Source organism: Candidatus Poriferisodalis sp. (assembly GCF_965198245.1).
Lineage (GTDB): Bacteria > Actinomycetota > Acidimicrobiia > Acidimicrobiales > Poriferisodalaceae > Poriferisodalis.
Window position 1 is genome coordinate 2555539 of the sequence record NZ_OZ240249.1, and the last position, 16350, is coordinate 2571888.

Consider the following 16350-nt stretch of genomic DNA (forward strand, 5'->3'; position numbering starts at 1 on the left):
TGGTCACGAGGCCGCGAGTGCTCGGATTCGCTCGCCGATCATCTCGGCGTTGGGCACCCATTCCTTCTCGAGCACGGGACTGAATGGCACCGGGCTGAACGGCGCGCCGACGCGCTCGATCGGAGCATCGAGATAGTCGAATGCCTCCTCAGCAATCTGCGACGCGATCTCACCGCCGAGGCCGCCGAATCGGACCGCCTCGTGCACCACGGCGACGCGGTTTGTCCTCTGCGCCGATCGGATCACCGTCTCGATATCGAGCGGTTGCAACGTGCGGAGGTCGATCACGTCGCACTCGATCCCCTCTGCCGCGAGCGCATCAGCAGCCGATGTGGCCTCGTGCACCATCCGGCCGTACGTCACCACGGTGATGTCGTCGCCGGGCCGCACGATGCTGGCCGAGCCCAACGGCACTTCGTAGGTGTCGGGGGGAACGTCCCCACGCATGCCCAGCAGGCGCTTGTGCTTCACAAACACCGTCGGGTTGTCGTCACGAATGCACGAGATCAGCAGGCCCTTCGCGTCGTACGGGTTCGACGGCATGACCACCTTGAGGCCCGGGATGTGGCACAACATGGCCTCGAGGCTCTGACTGTGCTGAGCTGCGGCCGACAGCCCTGCTCCGGCACTCGTGGTGATCGTGAGCGGCAGCGTGGCCTTGCCGCCGAACATGTACTTCAGCTTCGCTGCCTGGTTCACGATCTGATCCATGGCAACGAGCATGAAGTCCATGAACATCAGGTCCACGACCGGCCTCAGGCCGCTGACCGCTGCCCCGGTGCCGAGACCCACGATGGCCTGTTCGCTGATCGGCGTGTCCACGACCCGCATATCGCCGAAGCGCTTGTTCAGCCCGCGGAACGAACCGAACACTCCCCCGGCTCGACCGACGTCCTCACCGGCCACGAACACATTCGGGTCGGCCTCCATCATCTGTGCGAGCCCCTCGGCGAAAGCAGCTCCATAGGCGATGCTGCGTCCTGAGGCACCGGCAGTGGCATTGGCAGTGGCGGTCATGATGATGCTCCTGAGTACGCGGCTGCGGTCAAGTTGGCGCCGGTGTAGACGTCGGCCAGCAGATTGTCCGGGTCGGGCAGCGGACTCTCTTCGGCAAATGCGATCGCCGCTTCGATGTCGGCCTCGGCGGCATCATGAACGGCTTGAGCACCGTCGGCATCGAGCACGCCGGCCGCCGCCAGGCGATCTTCGAACAGCTCGATCGGGTCTCGTTGTTTCCATTGTGCGAGCTCGTCGTCGGAGCGGTATTTCATGCCGAGCGTCTGCACCCCGTGGTGGTTGTAGAAGCGGTATGTCTTGGCCTCGATGAACGAGGGCCCTTCACCCCGACGGGCCCGGCTGACGGCCTCGTTGGCTGCCTCCCACACCGCCACCACGTCCATGCCGTCCACGATTGCCCCGGGCATGCCATAGCCGGCAGCTCGGTCCACCACATCGGTGATGGCCATCGTGCGCTCACGCGGCGTGAACTCGCCGTACTCGTTGTTCTCGCACACGAACAGCACCGGCAACGACAATGCCGCCGCCATGTTTGCAGCCTCATGGAACGCCCCGATATTCGAGGCGCCGTCGCCGAAGAACACCACCGAGACCCGGTCGTTGCCCCGGTACTTGTTCGCGAACCCGGCGCCGACAGCGATGGGGACACCGCCGCCGACGATGCCGTTCGCACCGAGCATTCCCAAGTCGAGATCGCAGATGTGCATGGAGCCGCCCTTGCCCCCGCAGTAGCCGGTGGCCTTGCCCATCAGCTCAGCCATCATTTGGCTGTAGTCGCCACCCTTTGCCACCAAGTGCCCGTGGCCCCGGTGGGTCGAGCTGATCTGGTCATCATCATCGAGGTTGGCGCACACTCCTGCAGCAACCGCTTCCTCCCCCACGTACAGGTGCAGGAATCCCGGCAGCCGGTTCTGCTCGGCCAGCCGCCCGGCAGACTCCTCGAAATGACGGATGCGCACCATGCGTCGGTGCATATCCAGCAGTACTTCTGGGCTCGGATCCATGCGTGCCCCCTCAGCGCGGTATCGGCCCGCCACACACTAGTTCCGCGCTTGTGAGCCCACCGTGGTGGCTGCGTCGTGTGCTCCAGCGGGGGTCCGCACGGCTGCTGTGCGACCCGCAGCGAGGCGTAGTGTGGCCCGGTGGCTTCCGAACCAGATTCACACTCATCCTCCGAACCTCGTTCGATCCATCCTGTCGGCGGACCCGACCCCGGCATCGGGCGCGGCGGTCTGCGCTCGGCGGCCTGGTTCGACATCGAGGGCGACCCGCTCATGTCGGCGCTCTACCTCGAGCGCTATGCCAACTTCGGGCTGACACGAGAAGAACTCCAGTCGGGCAAGCCCATCATCGGCATCGCCCAGACCGGCTCTGATTTGTCGCCGTGCAACCGACATCACCTCGAGTTGGCCAAGCGAGTGCGCGAGGGCATCCGCGAAGCCGGCGGAATTGCCTTCGAGTTCGGGGTGCATCCCATCCAGGAGACCGGCAAGCGACCCACCGCATCGCTCGACCGCAACCTGGCCTATCTCGGCCTCGTCGAGGTGCTGCAGGGATACCCCCTCGACGGTGTGGTGCTTACCATCGGTTGCGACAAGACCACACCGGCATGCCTGATGGCGGCCGCGACGGTGAACGTGCCGGCCATCGCGTTGTCTGTCGGGCCGATGCTGAACGGCTGGCACGAGGGCCGCAGGACCGGATCGGGCACCGTCGTGTGGAAGGCCCGTGAGCTCTATGCCGCCGGCGAGATCGACGACACGGGCTTCATCGACCTGGTGGCGTCCTCGGCCCCGTCGGTGGGCTACTGCTCCACGATGGGCACCGCCACCACCATGAACTCGCTCGCCGAGGCGCTGGGCATGCAGCTTCCAGGCTCCGCCGCAATCCCAGCCCCGTACCGCGAGAGGGCGCAAATGGCGTACCGCACCGGGCTGCGCATCGTCGAGATGGTGCGGGAGGATCTGCGTCCGTCCGACATCATGACCCGCGAGGCATTCGAGAACGCCATCGTCGTGAACTCTGCGATCGGCGGATCCACCAATGCCCCGATCCACCTCAACGCGATCGCCGCGCATCTCGGGGTCCCGCTGGACAACGACGACTGGCAGAAGCACGGTTTCGCAGTGCCGCTGCTGGTGAACCTGATGCCCGCCGGGTCCTATCTCGGTGAGGACTATCACCACGCCGGCGGTGTGCCTGCCGTGGTCGGCGAGCTGATACGTGCCGGACTGCTGCCTCATCCCGATGCGCTGACAGCCAATGGCAACAGCATCGGCGACAACTGTGCCGATGCCAAGATCATGGACGCTGACGTGATCCGCAGCGCTGGCGAGCCGTTGTTGGCTGATGCCGGCTTCGTCAATCTGTCAGGGAATCTCTTCGACAGCGCCATCATGAAGACCAGCGTCATCTCCGACGAGTTCCGCCACCGCTACCTGTCCAATCCTGACGATCCCGACGCGTTCGAGGGACGCGCCATCGTCTTCGACGGACCGGAGGAGTACCGGGCGAACATCGACGACCCCGATCTCGACATCGACGAGAACTGCATGCTGTTCGTTCGCGGGGCCGGTCCGATCGGCTACCCCGGCGGTGCCGAGGTCGTCAACATGCAACCGCCGGCAGCACTGCTGGTGCGCGGAGTCCATTCGCTGCCGTGCATCGGCGACGGTCGTCAATCGGGAACGTCGGGCTCGCCGTCGATCCTGAACGCGGCTCCCGAAGCGGCAGTCGGCGGCGGCTTGGCGCTGCTGCACACCGGCGACCGGGTCCGGATCGATCTGCGCCGCGGCAGCGCCGACATGCTGGTCGACGATGACGAACTGGCCCGCCGCCGGGCCGATCTGGACGAGGTCGGTGGTTACCCCGTGCCGCCATCGCATACCCCGTGGCAAGAGATCCAGCGGTCGATTGTCAGCCAATTCGACGAGGGAATGGTGCTTCGCCCGGCCGTCAAGTACCGCGACACCGCTCGCACCCATGGCACCCCGCGTCACAATCACTAGGTCCGCGCCATTGGGATCGAGGTCGTCGCAGCGATGATCCTCGCATTGCTGGCGCTGCTGGCAGGCCTAGTGGTGCTGGTGTGGGCTGGTGATCACTTTGTAACGGGCGCCTCGCAGCTCGCCACCGCGCTGCGCATCCGACCTGCAGTGATCGGGGCGGTAGTGCTGGGCTTCGGCACGTCCGCACCGGAGATGGTCGTGTCCTCGCTGGCGGCGATCAATGGCGAGCCCGCGCTCGGCGTGGGCAACATCGTGGGCTCGAACGTGGCAAACCTCAGCCTGGGCCTCGGAGTGGCAGCCCTGCTCATGCCGATCCCGTTCTCCCGCATGGCGCTGCGTCGCGATGTTCCCTGGTCGGTGGCTGCCGCAGCGATATTCGCTCTGTTGGTCGTGGACGGCACGCTCAGCCGATTTGAGGGCGGCCTGCTGGCCGTTTTGATGGCAATCACCTTGGTGTGGCTGGTGCGCACGTCGCGCGACGAGACCCTTCCGCCCGATAAAGGCACGTCTCCTGTCGCTCAGGACGTCGGTCGGTCGATCACCAATCTGATCCGGGCGCTGCTGGGGCTGTTCGGCGTCATCGTGGGCGCCCAGCTCGCGGTGGAAGGCGCCACCGAACTCGCGGAGCACTGGGGCCTCAGCGACGGCTTCATCGGCTTCTCGGTCGTAGCGGTGGGCACGTCGTTGCCGGAACTCGCAACCGTTGTAGCCGCCGCTCGAAGAGGGCACACCGAGCTGATCGTGGGCAACCTCTTCGGTTCAAACGTCTTCAACAGCCTTGCTGTCGGCGGGGCCATGGGCCTGGTGGGTGCGGGAGCCATCGACGACCCCTCGCTGACCGGCCTCGGAATCGGAGCGATGATGGCCGTGATCGTGCTGGCCTACCTGGGTGCGCTCGTCGGCAAGCGTGCCAGCCGAATCGACGGCGTCGCCCTGCTCGCCATCTACATCGGCGCAATGGTCCTGCTCGGCACCAGTTAAACGAAACGCGGCCACAATTCGCCGTTCAATGGCGAACGCCTCTAGCTCAGGAACGCGTGGGAGTGACACCGCGCTGCCAGATGCCCAGCAGCACGATGCCGAACAGCGAGCATGCGGCCGCCGCGTAGAAGGCGCCGACCGTGGCGCCGACGAGCCACGCCGTGACACCCAGAATCGGCCCGCCGATTCCGGCAGACAGCTCGAAGAACATCGTGAAGGTGCTCATGGCACGGGCGCGCTCGTTGACCGGGACGCCTTCGACAGCGGCGACCATCAGCGCTGGGTAGAGCAGTGAGCCGCCGAGGGCCAGGATCAGCACGCCGACGTACAGCCCCGGTACCGACACAAAGGTACCGATCACCACCATGCCGGCGGCCGCACCGATGAGTGCCAACGTCGCCGTTCGCTTCGTGCCCAGCTTGTCGGGCAGCTTGCGCCCGATGATGCGAAGCACCAGCACCAGCATGCTGTAAACGAAGAAGACCGGACCGAGCCAGCCGAGGCTGTGCTCCTCCGCGAGCTTGGGCAGGTAGCCGTACAGCGCCGGAATGATGATGATCCCCATCGCGAGGATTGTCCCGGGCCACAGAGCTGGCTTGTAGAAAACCCCGCCAGCGTTTGAGGTGGTCGCCGGCGGATGTTCGGGGGTTGCCGGGGGCAGTCGGACTGCGCCTCCCTCTTTCCCGACGAGTTGGAACACCAGTGGACGTGCAGCGCTGGCGAGACGCATCTGCAGTCGCGAAGCGCCATGTTCTGAGGCCCCGTTCACCTGGCCGCCAGCTCCCTCGGCGACGTGATGGACCAGCACGCTCGGCGAGTCCTTCGGAAGAAACCAGCCGATGACAGCCGACAGCGCCATCAGCACTCCCGCGAGGGCGAACGCCGCGTCGAAGCCCCCGAACACGAACGAGGAGTCGCCCCACTCCTCGATCATCGTTCCCAGTCCTGGGCCCAGCCCCATTCCGAAATAGAGGAACACCGAAAACCAGCTGATGGCCTCGCCTCGGCGGTGCTCAGGGGCCAGATCGCTGATCATCGCGGCGCTGCCCACGAAGAACATCCCCTGGAACGCCCCAGTCAGCATGCGCATGGTGAGGATCACCGCATAGGTGTCGGCCCAGATATGAGCAAAAAACGTCGCCGCTGTCGTGAAGCCGCCTAGGACGATCAAGAAGCGGCGGCCACGCTCGTCGCCGAGGCGGCCGATGAGCGGCCGGGCTGCGATGGCCGTGATGGCGAACACCCCGATGGCGAAGCCGACTGCCACGTCACCGCCGCCTGTCTGGTTGGTGACCAGCAATGCCGTGAGCGGCAGCATCGAAGAGAACGAGATAGCCGAGAACAGTGCGCTGATGTTCAGGATCAGGAACGGGCCGCTGAACAGGCGCGACGGCTCGCCAAGAGGCGGCGCGGCGATCGGTGTCGCCGAGAACGTCGACTGTGACATGGGGCGATGGCCTCGTGCACGCTGTGCCCGGAATTCGATGCGGGCGCGCAGGTTCTTGTAAGCCATGCTAGGGGTGATGCCCACGGAGATTCTTGAGGCGGCCGCCGGGAGCGAGCTCCCGATGAGCGATTCCCCAACGATCGTGCGCGGAGCGTGCCACCACGACTGCCCAGACACCTGCGCGTGGGAAGTCACGGTTCGCGACGGCGTCGCCGTGCACCTGCGAGGCGATCCGACTCATCCGTTCACCGACGGCCAGCTCTGTCCGAAGGTGAATCCGTTCCTGGACCGCGTGTACCACCCTGACCGGCTCCTGGGGCCAATGCGGCGAGCCGGGCCCAAGGGCGAAGGTCGGTTCGAGCCGATGGAGTGGGATGCTGCGATCGCTGAGATTGCCGAACGCACGGCCGCGGCCATTGCTCGCCACGGTGGCGAGACCGTGCTGCCCTACTCGCTCGACGGCACACAAGGACTCGTGCAGAAGGGTGTGCTGGCCGACCGGTTCTTCGCTGCACTGGGGGCCACCCGCCTGAACCGTGACATCTGCGGAGTGACTGCGTGGTTGGGCGCGTCCGATGTGCTGGGTGTCCCCCTCGGAGCCGATCCCACCGAGATCGCCGATGCCCGCACCGTGGTGCTGTGGGGCACCAACACGTTGCTGACCAACCGTCACCTGTGGCGATTCATCGAAACGGCTCGCGGCAACGATGCCAGCGTCATCGTCGTCGACCCGGTCGCCACCATGACAGCCCAGCGGGCCGACTGGCACCTCCAGCCGCGTCCGGGCACCGACGTTGCCCTGGTGTTGGGAATCATCGGCGTGCTGGACCGCGAGGGATCGATCGACGAGGCAAGACTCGAGGCCAACGCCGACGGCTGGCCAGAGCTGCGGGCCGAAGCCCGGGCGATGAGCCTCGACGACGCTGCCAGCGTCACTGGCATAGAACCCTCCGACATCGTTGGGCTGGCGCACCGCATCGCCCAATCGGGGCCGACGGTGCTGCGTTCGCTCATCGGCATGGAGCACCGTGAACACGGCCGGGACATCCACCGCTCGATCGCCGTCCTGGCCGCCGTCTCGGGTTCTGTCTACATGCGCTCCACGCAGGTGTACTTCGACACGGCATTCGCCGACGTTGTGCCGCCGCCCGGTCCTGAGCGGGCCGTGAACATGTCGGCACTCGGCGACGTGCTCACCAACAGCGACCTCGAGCCGCCCGTGACGGTGCTGATGAACTATGGCTGCAATCCCGCTGCCATCACGCCCGACCAGAACCGGGTGCTCGCCGGCCTCGAACGCGACGGCCTGTTCACCGTGGTGATCGAGCAGTTCATGACCGACACCGCGAGGTACGCCGACATCGTGCTGCCCACGACCACCCAGATCGAGCACCTCGACCTGATGAACGCGTGGGGCCATCTGTACGTATCGCTGAACCTGCCGGCCATCGAGCCGCTCGGAGAGTGCTTGGCGAACACTGAGATCTTCCGCCGGCTGGCAGATGCGATGAAGCTCGATGCTCCCGGCCTGACCGACAGCGACCAGCAGGTGGCGCGGGATTTGCTCGCGAGCGACCACCCCTGGCTCGACGGCATCACCTACGAGCGGCTCGAACGAGACGGCTGGGCGCGATTGGCCGTGCCGACAGGCTGGTCTGCCCTGGTCGAACGGGAGGTCCCGCTGTCGCCGCCGTCGAGTGCCGACGCTGCCCATAGGGCCCCGCGTCGCCAACTGGGCCCGCTGCAGCTCGGTGCGCTCCGCTACCGACCCGCAGCAGAATCACCCGCAGGCGACGCTGCGCTGGCCGGGCGCTACCCGCTGGCGCTCATGACGCTGAAGCAGCACCTGCGCTTCCTCAACAGCCACTACGGCGGTTTCGAGCACCACCTTCCGGAACCGCCGCGGCCACGCCTCGAGATCAGCGCCGCCGACGCGTCGGTGCGGGGCATCTTCGAAGGTGACCGGGTGCGTGTCTTCAACCACCGCGGCGAGCTGTACACCGACGCCACCATCTCGGACCGCTTGCAGCCCGGGCTGGTGGCAATGCCCTTTGGCTGGTGGGCCCGAAGCGCCGATGCGCGCACCGTCAACGTCCTGACCAACGCTGCGGTCGGCGGTCCCGATCCCGACGTCGGTTCGGCGGCCTTTCACGACACGCTTGTCGAAGTCGAACCGGCCCATCGCGATCCGCGGACACTGGCCAGCTCGTCGCCGTAGCCTGCGATGGCGATGAACGTCGCCGAACTGCTTGAACGCGCCGCGCGCGACGACGCCGTCGTGCTCATCGACCGTTCCGCCTCACCCACCAGACACGTCACCGCTGCTGAGCTGCGAGATCGGGCACTGCGTTGCGGTGCAGGCTTGGCTGCACGCGGTCTCGCGTCATCGGCGCGCGTCGGCCTGCTGGCCGGCAACTGCGGCGAGTTCTACGACGTGTTGTTCGGCGCACCTGCGGCGGGCTTGGTATTCGTGCCGCTGAACACCAAGCTGCCGGCGGAAACCCAAGCGTACATCGCAGACGACGCCGATGTGCAGCTGGTCATTTCCGACCGTGAGCACGCCGCACTCGTCCCGCCCGATGTGCCGAACATTGTGATCGGGTCGCCGCAATGGGATGAGCTGCACTCGCACGAACCGCTCCCAGGCCCCGCAGACATGCACGAGGACGACATCGCTGTGCACATCTACACCTCGGGCTCCACCGGCCGGCCCAAGGGCGTGCTGCTCACTCACAGGAACATCATCTTCACGGTTCTGGAGTACGGCGCGGCGATGCCCGGCGAGGTGATGCTCGTCTCTGCCCCGCTGTACCACAAGAACGCTTCGATGTCCTCGAAGCTGGCGTTCGCCAACGGAGGCACAGTGGTCCTCCTGCCTGGATTTACAGCCGCCGGCTACATCGACGCCATCACAGAGCACAGCGTGACGATGTGCTCGGGCGTGCCGACGATGTTCGCGCTCGTCACGGCCGAGGTCGCTGCCCGCGTCGCGGCCGGCGAGCAGATCCCTGACCTGTCCTCGGTCCAACGTGCCTTCATCGGCTCGGCGCCGTTGACCGAAGCCCTCCACAGCGACGTGCAACGCCTGCTTCCGGGAGCACAGGTATCGAACGGCTACGGCACCACAGAAGCCGTGCTCGAATTCGGGCCCCATCCGCAGGGCAAGCCACGGCCCAAGATCTCCGTCGGCCACGCACATCCCAAGGTGGAGCTGCGACTGGTCGACCCTGCAACCGGGGAAGACTCAGATGCGGGCGAGCTGTGGGTGCGCTCGCCCGGGGTGATGGCCGGCTACCACAACCTGCCCGAAGTCAACGCAGAGCGGCTGACCGACGGCTGGTACCACACAGGTGACCTGATGACCCGTGATGCCGACGGCTGGTATTTCTTCGTCGGTCGGGTCGACGACATGTTCGTCTGCGCAGGCGAGAACATCTATCCAGACGCAGTGGAGCAGCTGCTCGAGAAGCACCCTGCGGTCCACCAGGCAGTCGTGGTTCCGGTGCCCGACGAGCTGAAGGGCCAGTTGCCCGCCGCATTCGTACGCATCGAGCCCGGTCGCACGCTCACCATCGATGCGGTGAAGCAGTACGCACTCGCGATCGGGCCGGCATACGCCCACCCCCGTCACGTGTGGTTCGTCGACGAGATCCCGCTTGCCTCGACAGCAAAGATCGACCGCAACGGCCTCGTCGCGCGGGCTGCCGATCTGGTTCGCACACCCGACTCGGAACCCTCCGCATCCTGAATCGCCTACCAATGCCGGCGGGCCCGCCATCGAGGCTCCGCACCCTGACCCGGGGTGTCGGGCAGATCGCCAACGAGGTCCGCCAAGACTGGGCTGCCAAGCGCATCGCCGGACTCTCCGCTGAGATCGCATTCTTCGCCCTGCTGGGCCTGTTCCCGGCCGTCATCGTGTTCGCGGCGCTCCTCGGCTCACTGGATGTGCTGATCGGCCAGAGCGCGGCAGCCGACACTGAGGCGTGGCTGCTCGAACGCATCAGCGAGACGTTCGGCGATCAGAACACTCTCAATGCCACGGTTGCGGATCTCTTCGACCGCTCCGACGCTCGGGTCATCACCCTCGGCGTGGCAGTGGCTGCCTATGCGTCGTCTCGCGGCTTCATCGCCGTAGTGCGTGCCTTGAACGTGACACGCGGCCATCAGGGCGCTCGCAGTTGGCTGTCGACCCGCCTCGTGGGCTTTGCGCTGACGTTCCTGACACTGGTGGTTGCCGTCGTGGTGGCAACGATGGTGGTCGTCGGGCCGCTGTTCGGCGGCGGTTCCGAGCTGGCGGACCGGCTGGGTGCGGGAAGCTCATTCAGCACGGCGTGGGACTGGCTGCGGTGGCCCGTTGTCTTCGTGGCGGTTGTCGCTTGGGCGGCGACGGTGTACCGGATCGCCCCGCGCCACAAGCTCAGGTGGCGGCGAGAGGTGCCAGGAGCACTGCTGGCAACGGTGTGGTGGCTGGCCGTCTCAGGCGGGTTCGGCGCGTACCTGCAGCTCGCCTCGAATGGCGTCAACGCAGTCTTCGGTCTGCTCGGCGGCGCCCTCAGCCTGCTGCTGTGGCTGTACCTGCTGGCGATGGGGCTGCTCGCCGGCGCCGAGCTGAACAGCCTGCTGGACCGACACCGCCCGACGATCTCGTCGGGCTGAAGGGCTTTGCCTCATAGCGAGTCCATCTGGCCATGCGTGGCTGGCTCGGGCCGAGATCGGCTGCGTGGCGCTCGGGATCCTCTCGTTCAGACAGGAGCTGGTGCTTGGCGTCGGCCCCAGAGGGCGGCGATGGGCACAGCTTCGATGTCCCGGTCGATCCGCCGGCGGTGGCGGCCGGTGTGCAGGATCACACCGCCAGCGAACTGATCGGGCAGCAGGCTGTCTCGCAGCCAGATGAGGTGCCGCGCGTCTTTCGCCGACGGCGCACTGGTGGACTTGATCTCGAATGCGGCCACACGGAACCCGAATTCGGCGATGAGATCGATTTCGTGTTCCCCTCGCTGGCTGCGAAGGTGGTGCAGGTGCACCGGCACGTCTGCTGATTCCGCCTCGACACGCAATTGAGCGGCCACGTAAGTGTCGAGCAAGCGGCCGCGCGCATCGGGATCTCGCCGTGCGCTGTCGAAGTCGACCTGCGCCAGCCAAGCGGCCAGACCGGAATCGCAGAGATACCGCTTGGGCGTCGACGTCAGCCGTCGCAGACGGTTGGAACGCCATGCGGGCGTGTCAACGATCAGGCGTTGGGCGTCGAGAATGTCGTGATACCCCGACGCGGTCTTGCGGTCGAGGTCGGCCGCCTCGATGAGGGCGCTGTCGGGCACAACGCCGGCTGTGTGCAGCGCATACGCCTGCAGATAGCGGCGAAAACGGCTCGGGCTGCGCGGCCGTCCGCGTCCCACGGCGAATTCTTCGAGATCGCGTGTCGCGGTGACGTTGAGGAAGCTGCGCATCCAGCGGTCGCGTTGCCGGTCCTCGGTTGCTGCAAGCGCGCCCGGAAACCCTCCCGACAGCGCAAGTCTCAGGTAGCCCAGCACATCTGGCGGGTCGTCTGGTGCCTCGAACCGGGTAGGCGAGTCCCAGCGGTCGAACAGCGACGGCCCGCTGGCGTCGCCGAACAGCTCGCGGCCGGTGAGCGGCCACATCTGGATGTCCAGAAAGCGGCCCGTGCCCGGCCATGCGCCGGCGATGAGATCGTTGCGCGCCGAGCCTGTGACGATGTAGCGGCCTGGGTGCCGGCTGTCGTCGGCGGCACGCTTCACAGCACCGAGCACCTCTGGCGTGTGCTGCCATTCGTCGAGCAGGAGCGGGAACGGGCCGACTTTGATTGCCGCGTCAGGGTCGTCGTGGACGATGCTGGCGTCCTCAGGCCGGTCCAGACGCAGCACGGCCTCGGCGTGGCGAAGCGCCGTGGTGGTCTTGCCGACTGCCCTCGGCCCGGTGATCATCACCGAAGGCCATGACGCAAGATCGGCTGCGAGCGTTCGGTCTGCGACGCGGACGATATAGCCACCGTGCGCCGGCAAGGCACCTGCCGCTTCATTCATACCGCAGAATGTACTCTGTTCTTCCCCAAATGTGCAACGGCATTATTCCTAGTTTCTGTAGACCCATTTCCCCTCGCAAACGCTTCCCCCGGCGCATATTCAACCGTCTGACGAGCCTGACGTCGTCGCGAGGTGTTCGGCGAGGGTTGTGATCTGTGCGTCGATGTCGGCGGGCGTTCCGGACAGGTCAATCGCGGCGACGTGGAGTCTCGTTCCGGCGTGCTGAACAGTGACCGTTGATTTGGCCAACGAGTCAATCGAGCTCTGCTGCTTGACTGCCTCGCCTTCATTGACGTCGGCGCAGTAGATGAGGGTGCCTTCGCTCAGGCCCAGTGCCGTGGTGTAGGCGAGCAGTTGGTAGTAGTCACCGTGGCGTGCGAGCGGTCCGGCTGCGCCCGCTGTGGTCGTGTCGCTGTCTGTGAGCTTGTACTTGAGATCGGCGACGCCGACGGGCTCGCCGTGGCGGCGCAAAGTGAGATCCGGCCTGATCTGCACACGTCGATCGATGTCGAGGTGGGGACGCAGCTGAGCGGCGACGTCGAGCCGTCCTTGCAGCTTGCGCTGCAGTCGCGACGTGACGAACTGTTCGAACAGTTCGTTCATGTCCACCATGAACGCCGACGCAGCGGCGTCGCCGTGTCGGTCCTGCAGGGTGCAGTTGGCCAGAATCAGTCGTGCCAGCCGGAGTGCGGGTCGGTAGTGCTCGTTCAGCCGGGTGTACTGGATGCGGTCGATACGATCCAGCGCCTCTGACGCTGTCGGCTCGGATACGCCGTCCAGTGCCGCCAGCAGTCGGCGAAGCCGTCGCCGATCGTCGTGAGGCACGTCGGGCACACGCAGCGCCAGCCGGATTGTGGCGGTCAGGCAGCGGTTCTCGTCGACATCGGCGGTGAAGTCGTCCCACGAACACGCCATCGGCACCAGCACGCCGCCCCGACGGAACTGCCGCACGAAGTCGATGCGGCCCCGCAGCGCGAGCAGGTCGTCCTCTTCGTACCGGTAGTGATGGAACAGCCCACGTGCCAGCGTTGTCTCTGCGGTGCGGGCGAAGAACGACACCAGCGCTGACAGCAGCTCGTCGTTGGTGGCGTAGTCAATGGCCTCGGCCTGCCACGCCTCGGGCGGCAATCCCACCTCAAGCAGGAAGAACAGGTTCTCGGGCTTGATCTTCGGCCGCACAATGATGCGCAGATCACCCAGCGTGAACGCACCCACCCACTGCCGCGTCGAAACCCTCCACCACCCAGGCACTCGGTCAGTCGCCACTGAAACCCACGGCGTCTCTCCAAGGCGGCGCGCCGTTCCGTCATCGAGTTGCCAACGCTCGGTGCTCCACTCATGGAGCACGATCCGCTGACCTTCGCCCGTCTCGCAAACCATCTCGGAGACGTCCGGCCTCACCGCACCATCGACGATTGACATCTACTGGTCGCCGTCGCTCTCTGGGCTCTCATCGTGGGCAGACCTGGGCGCAGCTTCCTCACCGGATCCGTCCGACGTTCCCATTCCCGAAGCCGGCGCGGCCGCACTGGGGCCATGGCGCTTCCAGACTTCGCCAAACCGATAGCTGTCGATCACCTCTTGCCGCCCGAAGAACTGGTCTTCGATGAGGGGCTCGATGTTGTACTCCCAGATTCGCCGCAAGCTGTTTTCGTCCAGGTCTTGCTTCATGAAGTGGCTCGGTCCGATCAGCATGTAGTCACCTCCAAGATCACCGCGGAGCCGTTGGTTGACAGCATCGAGCAGGTCAGTCATCCACGCCTGTCCTGGCTCGTTCCGCTCACACCAGCGACGCAGCAGCCCCGCCGTCGGCTCACGATCGGGGAAGAATGGCACAAAGTTGAACCGACGCCGCATCGCAGCGTCGATCAGCGCGATGGAGCGATCTGCTGTGTTCATCGTGCCGATGATCCACAAGTTGGAAGGCAGCGTGAATCCGTCGACCGGCCGATACTGAGTCTGAGTCCACTCGTCGCGATACTCCAGCAAGTACAGCAACTCGCCCAGCACTCGCGGCAAGTTCGCCCGGTTGATCTCGTCGATCACCATGACATGCAATTCGTCCGGGTGATCGGCGGCTCGTTCGGCAAGCCTCACAAGAGGCCCCGGCGTCAGCTCGTAGGTCATCTGACCGTCGTCATCGACCTGCGGCCGGAACCCTTCGAAGAAGTCCTCGTACGAATACGCCGGATGGAACTGCACCAACGAGTACGGCCCGTTTTCCACGTACTCGCCGTCGTCCGGAATGCGCGCAAGCGCCCACGCGAGATGGCGCGCGAAGTACGTCTTGCCCGTCCCTGGAGGCCCGTACAGGACAACCTGCTTCTTGCCATCGAGCAATGCAACGATGTCCCTCAGAAAGCCCACGTCGCACAGCACTTCATCGGACAGTTCCACGAGCTCGGCGTCGCTAATCCACGGATCAGCTGTCTCGCCGTCGCCTGGCTCAGCGTCGTCATCGGCCTCTGGGTCATCGTCGACGGGGAACACCGATCCATTGACTGGCTGGACATCGTCGGCGAGGTCGAACTTCCGCATCAACCAATACAGGAACTGCGACATTCCCCAGGTGTCGACCTCGACATCGTCGGCAAATTGCGGTCGCAGTACCTCCAAGAGCAGATCGTTCGTCCGTATCACGATGATGCCGCCATCGCCAGACTCGTCTCGGTCGTGTGCGATCGCCGTCGCCTCTGCGGAGGCATTCTCATCCAGCAGCGCGAGATTATGGAGGCAACCGACCGCGTCGAGCTTGCCGGGGTACTTGGAGCTGTCGGCAACAATGACGTAGTTCGGGATGATCTGCTCGGGATGGCAGAGCGCCAGCAGTTTTGTAGCGATCAGAAACCTCACACCGGGGAGTTCCCCGATCGCCACATCTATCCTGCTCGAAGCGTCGCTGCCACCGAAGCAGAGCTCGCAGAGATGACTTCGGATTCGAGGCCACTCTGCCTCGGACACGTCGTCGAGAAGTCTGTTCGTATGTATCCAGGCACGGCCAACATTGCCGTAGTTGAATCTGGCATTCTTCCAAACGTCCTTGACCGCTGCACGGTTCTCGTATTCCAAGTCTGGCAGCGAGCGCAGGATCTCTTCGAATTCGGCGCGCGCCCGTTTGTGCTGTCGATCCTCCTCACACGGATAACCCTCGCCGCCGTACCCCTCTTTGCGGAATTCGGTTACGAGCCTCGCCAAGCGCTCCGGCCGCGCTTCCATGAAGAGAACCTGTCTCTTCCACCACCTCCTAGTGTGGCGCGCGTATCCGCCTCGAGTGTCGTCGTTCGCATTCTGTTTGGAGTCCAAGTACGTGCCGAGCGCAGGTTCGTCCGCTTGACCCGGATCGATTCCGTTGTCGCACGCCCATCGAATCCAGCCGGCAACAACCGAACGCACGGTCTTGATCGTGTCGGGCTTCGCACCCTCGCCTTCGTTGCCGCCGGCCCAGCCGCGCCAATGAAGGTATGACTCAAGCCGCGCCATCCACGCGGCTGTCTCGTCAGACTGCTCACCGGTTCTTGCGGGTGACTGAGCGTTCGGCGGAGCATCTCCAGACACCCAACGGCACCACACGCCGAGATTCGATGTGTAGCCGGCCCGTGAACCGTCCGTCAGGATTCGCTGGCGATCAAGCAATTCGTCGACGAGGCCTCTGTCGTAGATGCCAGGGTCGTGCCCGAGCGGCAAGACAAAATCGATCCAGCGCTCCACGATGCTGAGGTACTGGCGCTGCGACGACGCACCCACCTGCCGTTCGCTGCGCAGGTAGTCCGAGAAGGCATCGAGCCGTTGCATCCAACCCTGACGTTCGTACATGGTCGGTGAACCTACTGCCGCGATGCAACACGGCGACCGTGAC

11 protein-coding genes are annotated in these 16350 nt (G+C 65.3%); 5 read left to right on the forward strand and 6 right to left on the reverse strand.

The annotated features are described in order from the left end of the window. Positions 1–3: 3 nt before the first annotated feature. Together ACOCMM_RS11470 and ACOCMM_RS11475 are read right to left on the reverse strand one after the other, a co-directional pair. Positions 4–1017 (reverse strand): alpha-ketoacid dehydrogenase subunit beta, encoded by a 1014-nt coding sequence (locus ACOCMM_RS11470; protein WP_419553286.1) that lies wholly within the window; start codon positions 1015–1017, stop codon positions 4–6. After that, positions 1014–2021: a thiamine pyrophosphate-dependent dehydrogenase E1 component subunit alpha gene (locus ACOCMM_RS11475; protein ID WP_419553287.1), complete on the reverse strand. Its 1008-nt coding sequence runs from the start codon at positions 2019–2021 to the stop codon at positions 1014–1016. The genes ACOCMM_RS11470 and ACOCMM_RS11475 overlap by 4 nt, the downstream gene beginning before the upstream one ends. A gap of 213 nt (positions 2022–2234) precedes the next feature. On the opposite strand from ACOCMM_RS11475, the gene ACOCMM_RS11480 reads away from it, so the two are divergent. Both ACOCMM_RS11480 and ACOCMM_RS11485 read left to right on the forward strand, forming a co-directional pair. Next, on the forward strand, positions 2235–4025 hold the full coding sequence (locus tag ACOCMM_RS11480) for an IlvD/Edd family dehydratase (protein ID WP_419554869.1): 1791 nt from the start codon (positions 2235–2237) through the stop codon (positions 4023–4025). A 33-nt stretch (positions 4026–4058) separates the two neighbouring features. Next, a complete protein-coding gene (locus ACOCMM_RS11485) occupies positions 4059–5006 on the forward strand; it encodes a calcium/sodium antiporter (protein ID WP_419553288.1) in 948 nt (315 codons plus the stop codon). A 46-nt stretch (positions 5007–5052) separates the two neighbouring features. On the opposite strand, the gene ACOCMM_RS11490 is transcribed toward ACOCMM_RS11485, so the two are convergent. Then, positions 5053–6519, reverse strand: coding sequence for an MFS transporter (locus tag ACOCMM_RS11490; RefSeq protein WP_419553289.1), 1467 nt, complete (start codon positions 6517–6519; stop codon positions 5053–5055). A 55-nt stretch (positions 6520–6574) separates the two neighbouring features. Between ACOCMM_RS11490 and ACOCMM_RS11495 the strand changes: the two genes are divergently transcribed. The 3 genes from ACOCMM_RS11495 to ACOCMM_RS11505 are packed head-to-tail and all read left to right on the forward strand — an operon-like array spanning position 6575 to position 11109. After that, positions 6575–8671 (forward strand): molybdopterin-containing oxidoreductase family protein, encoded by a 2097-nt coding sequence (locus ACOCMM_RS11495; protein ID WP_419553290.1) that lies wholly within the window; start codon positions 6575–6577, stop codon positions 8669–8671. A 12-nt stretch (positions 8672–8683) separates the two neighbouring features. Continuing rightward, positions 8684–10201 carry a class I adenylate-forming enzyme family protein gene (locus ACOCMM_RS11500; RefSeq protein ID WP_419553291.1) on the forward strand — a complete coding sequence of 506 codons (1518 nt, stop codon included), beginning with the start codon at positions 8684–8686 and terminating at the stop codon, positions 10199–10201. An 11-nt stretch (positions 10202–10212) separates the two neighbouring features. Further along, positions 10213–11109 carry a YihY/virulence factor BrkB family protein gene (locus ACOCMM_RS11505; RefSeq protein WP_419553292.1) on the forward strand — a complete coding sequence of 299 codons (897 nt, stop codon included), beginning with the start codon at positions 10213–10215 and terminating at the stop codon, positions 11107–11109. Between the two features lie 86 nt (positions 11110–11195). On the opposite strand, the gene ACOCMM_RS11510 is transcribed toward ACOCMM_RS11505, so the two are convergent. The 3 genes from ACOCMM_RS11510 to ACOCMM_RS11520 all read right to left on the reverse strand — a co-directional run bounded on the left by ACOCMM_RS11510 (position 11196) and on the right by ACOCMM_RS11520 (position 16307). After that, on the reverse strand, positions 11196–12494 hold the full coding sequence (locus ACOCMM_RS11510) for an ATP-binding protein (RefSeq protein WP_419553293.1): 1299 nt from the start codon (positions 12492–12494) through the stop codon (positions 11196–11198). A gap of 99 nt (positions 12495–12593) precedes the next feature. After that, positions 12594–13916, reverse strand: a complete 1323-nt coding sequence (locus ACOCMM_RS11515) for an McrC family protein (protein WP_419553294.1) — start codon at positions 13914–13916, stop codon at positions 12594–12596. Next, a complete protein-coding gene (locus tag ACOCMM_RS11520) occupies positions 13917–16307 on the reverse strand; it encodes an McrB family protein (RefSeq protein ID WP_419553295.1) in 2391 nt (796 codons plus the stop codon). Between the last annotated feature and the right edge of the window lie 43 nt (positions 16308–16350).

Excerpts from the sequence above, each read along its gene's own strand:
- ACOCMM_RS11515 (WP_419553294.1), bottom strand. The coding sequence starts at position 13,916 with ATGTCAATCGTCGATGGTGCGGTGAGGCCGGACGTCTCCGAGATGGTT.
- ACOCMM_RS11495 (WP_419553290.1), top strand. The coding sequence starts at position 6,575 with ATGAGCGATTCCCCAACGATCGTGCGCGGAGCGTGCCACCACGACTGC.
- ACOCMM_RS11510 (WP_419553293.1), bottom strand. The coding sequence starts at position 12,494 with ATGAATGAAGCGGCAGGTGCCTTGCCGGCGCACGGTGGCTATATCGTC.
- ACOCMM_RS11485 (WP_419553288.1), top strand. The coding sequence starts at position 4,059 with ATGATCCTCGCATTGCTGGCGCTGCTGGCAGGCCTAGTGGTGCTGGTG.
- ACOCMM_RS11475 (WP_419553287.1), bottom strand. The coding sequence starts at position 2,021 with ATGGATCCGAGCCCAGAAGTACTGCTGGATATGCACCGACGCATGGTG.
- ACOCMM_RS11505 (WP_419553292.1), top strand. The coding sequence starts at position 10,213 with ATGCCGGCGGGCCCGCCATCGAGGCTCCGCACCCTGACCCGGGGTGTC.
- ACOCMM_RS11470 (WP_419553286.1), bottom strand. The coding sequence starts at position 1,017 with ATGACCGCCACTGCCAATGCCACTGCCGGTGCCTCAGGACGCAGCATC.
- ACOCMM_RS11490 (WP_419553289.1), bottom strand. The coding sequence starts at position 6,519 with ATGGCTTACAAGAACCTGCGCGCCCGCATCGAATTCCGGGCACAGCGT.
- ACOCMM_RS11520 (WP_419553295.1), bottom strand. The coding sequence starts at position 16,307 with ATGTACGAACGTCAGGGTTGGATGCAACGGCTCGATGCCTTCTCGGAC.
- ACOCMM_RS11500 (WP_419553291.1), top strand. The coding sequence starts at position 8,684 with ATGAACGTCGCCGAACTGCTTGAACGCGCCGCGCGCGACGACGCCGTC.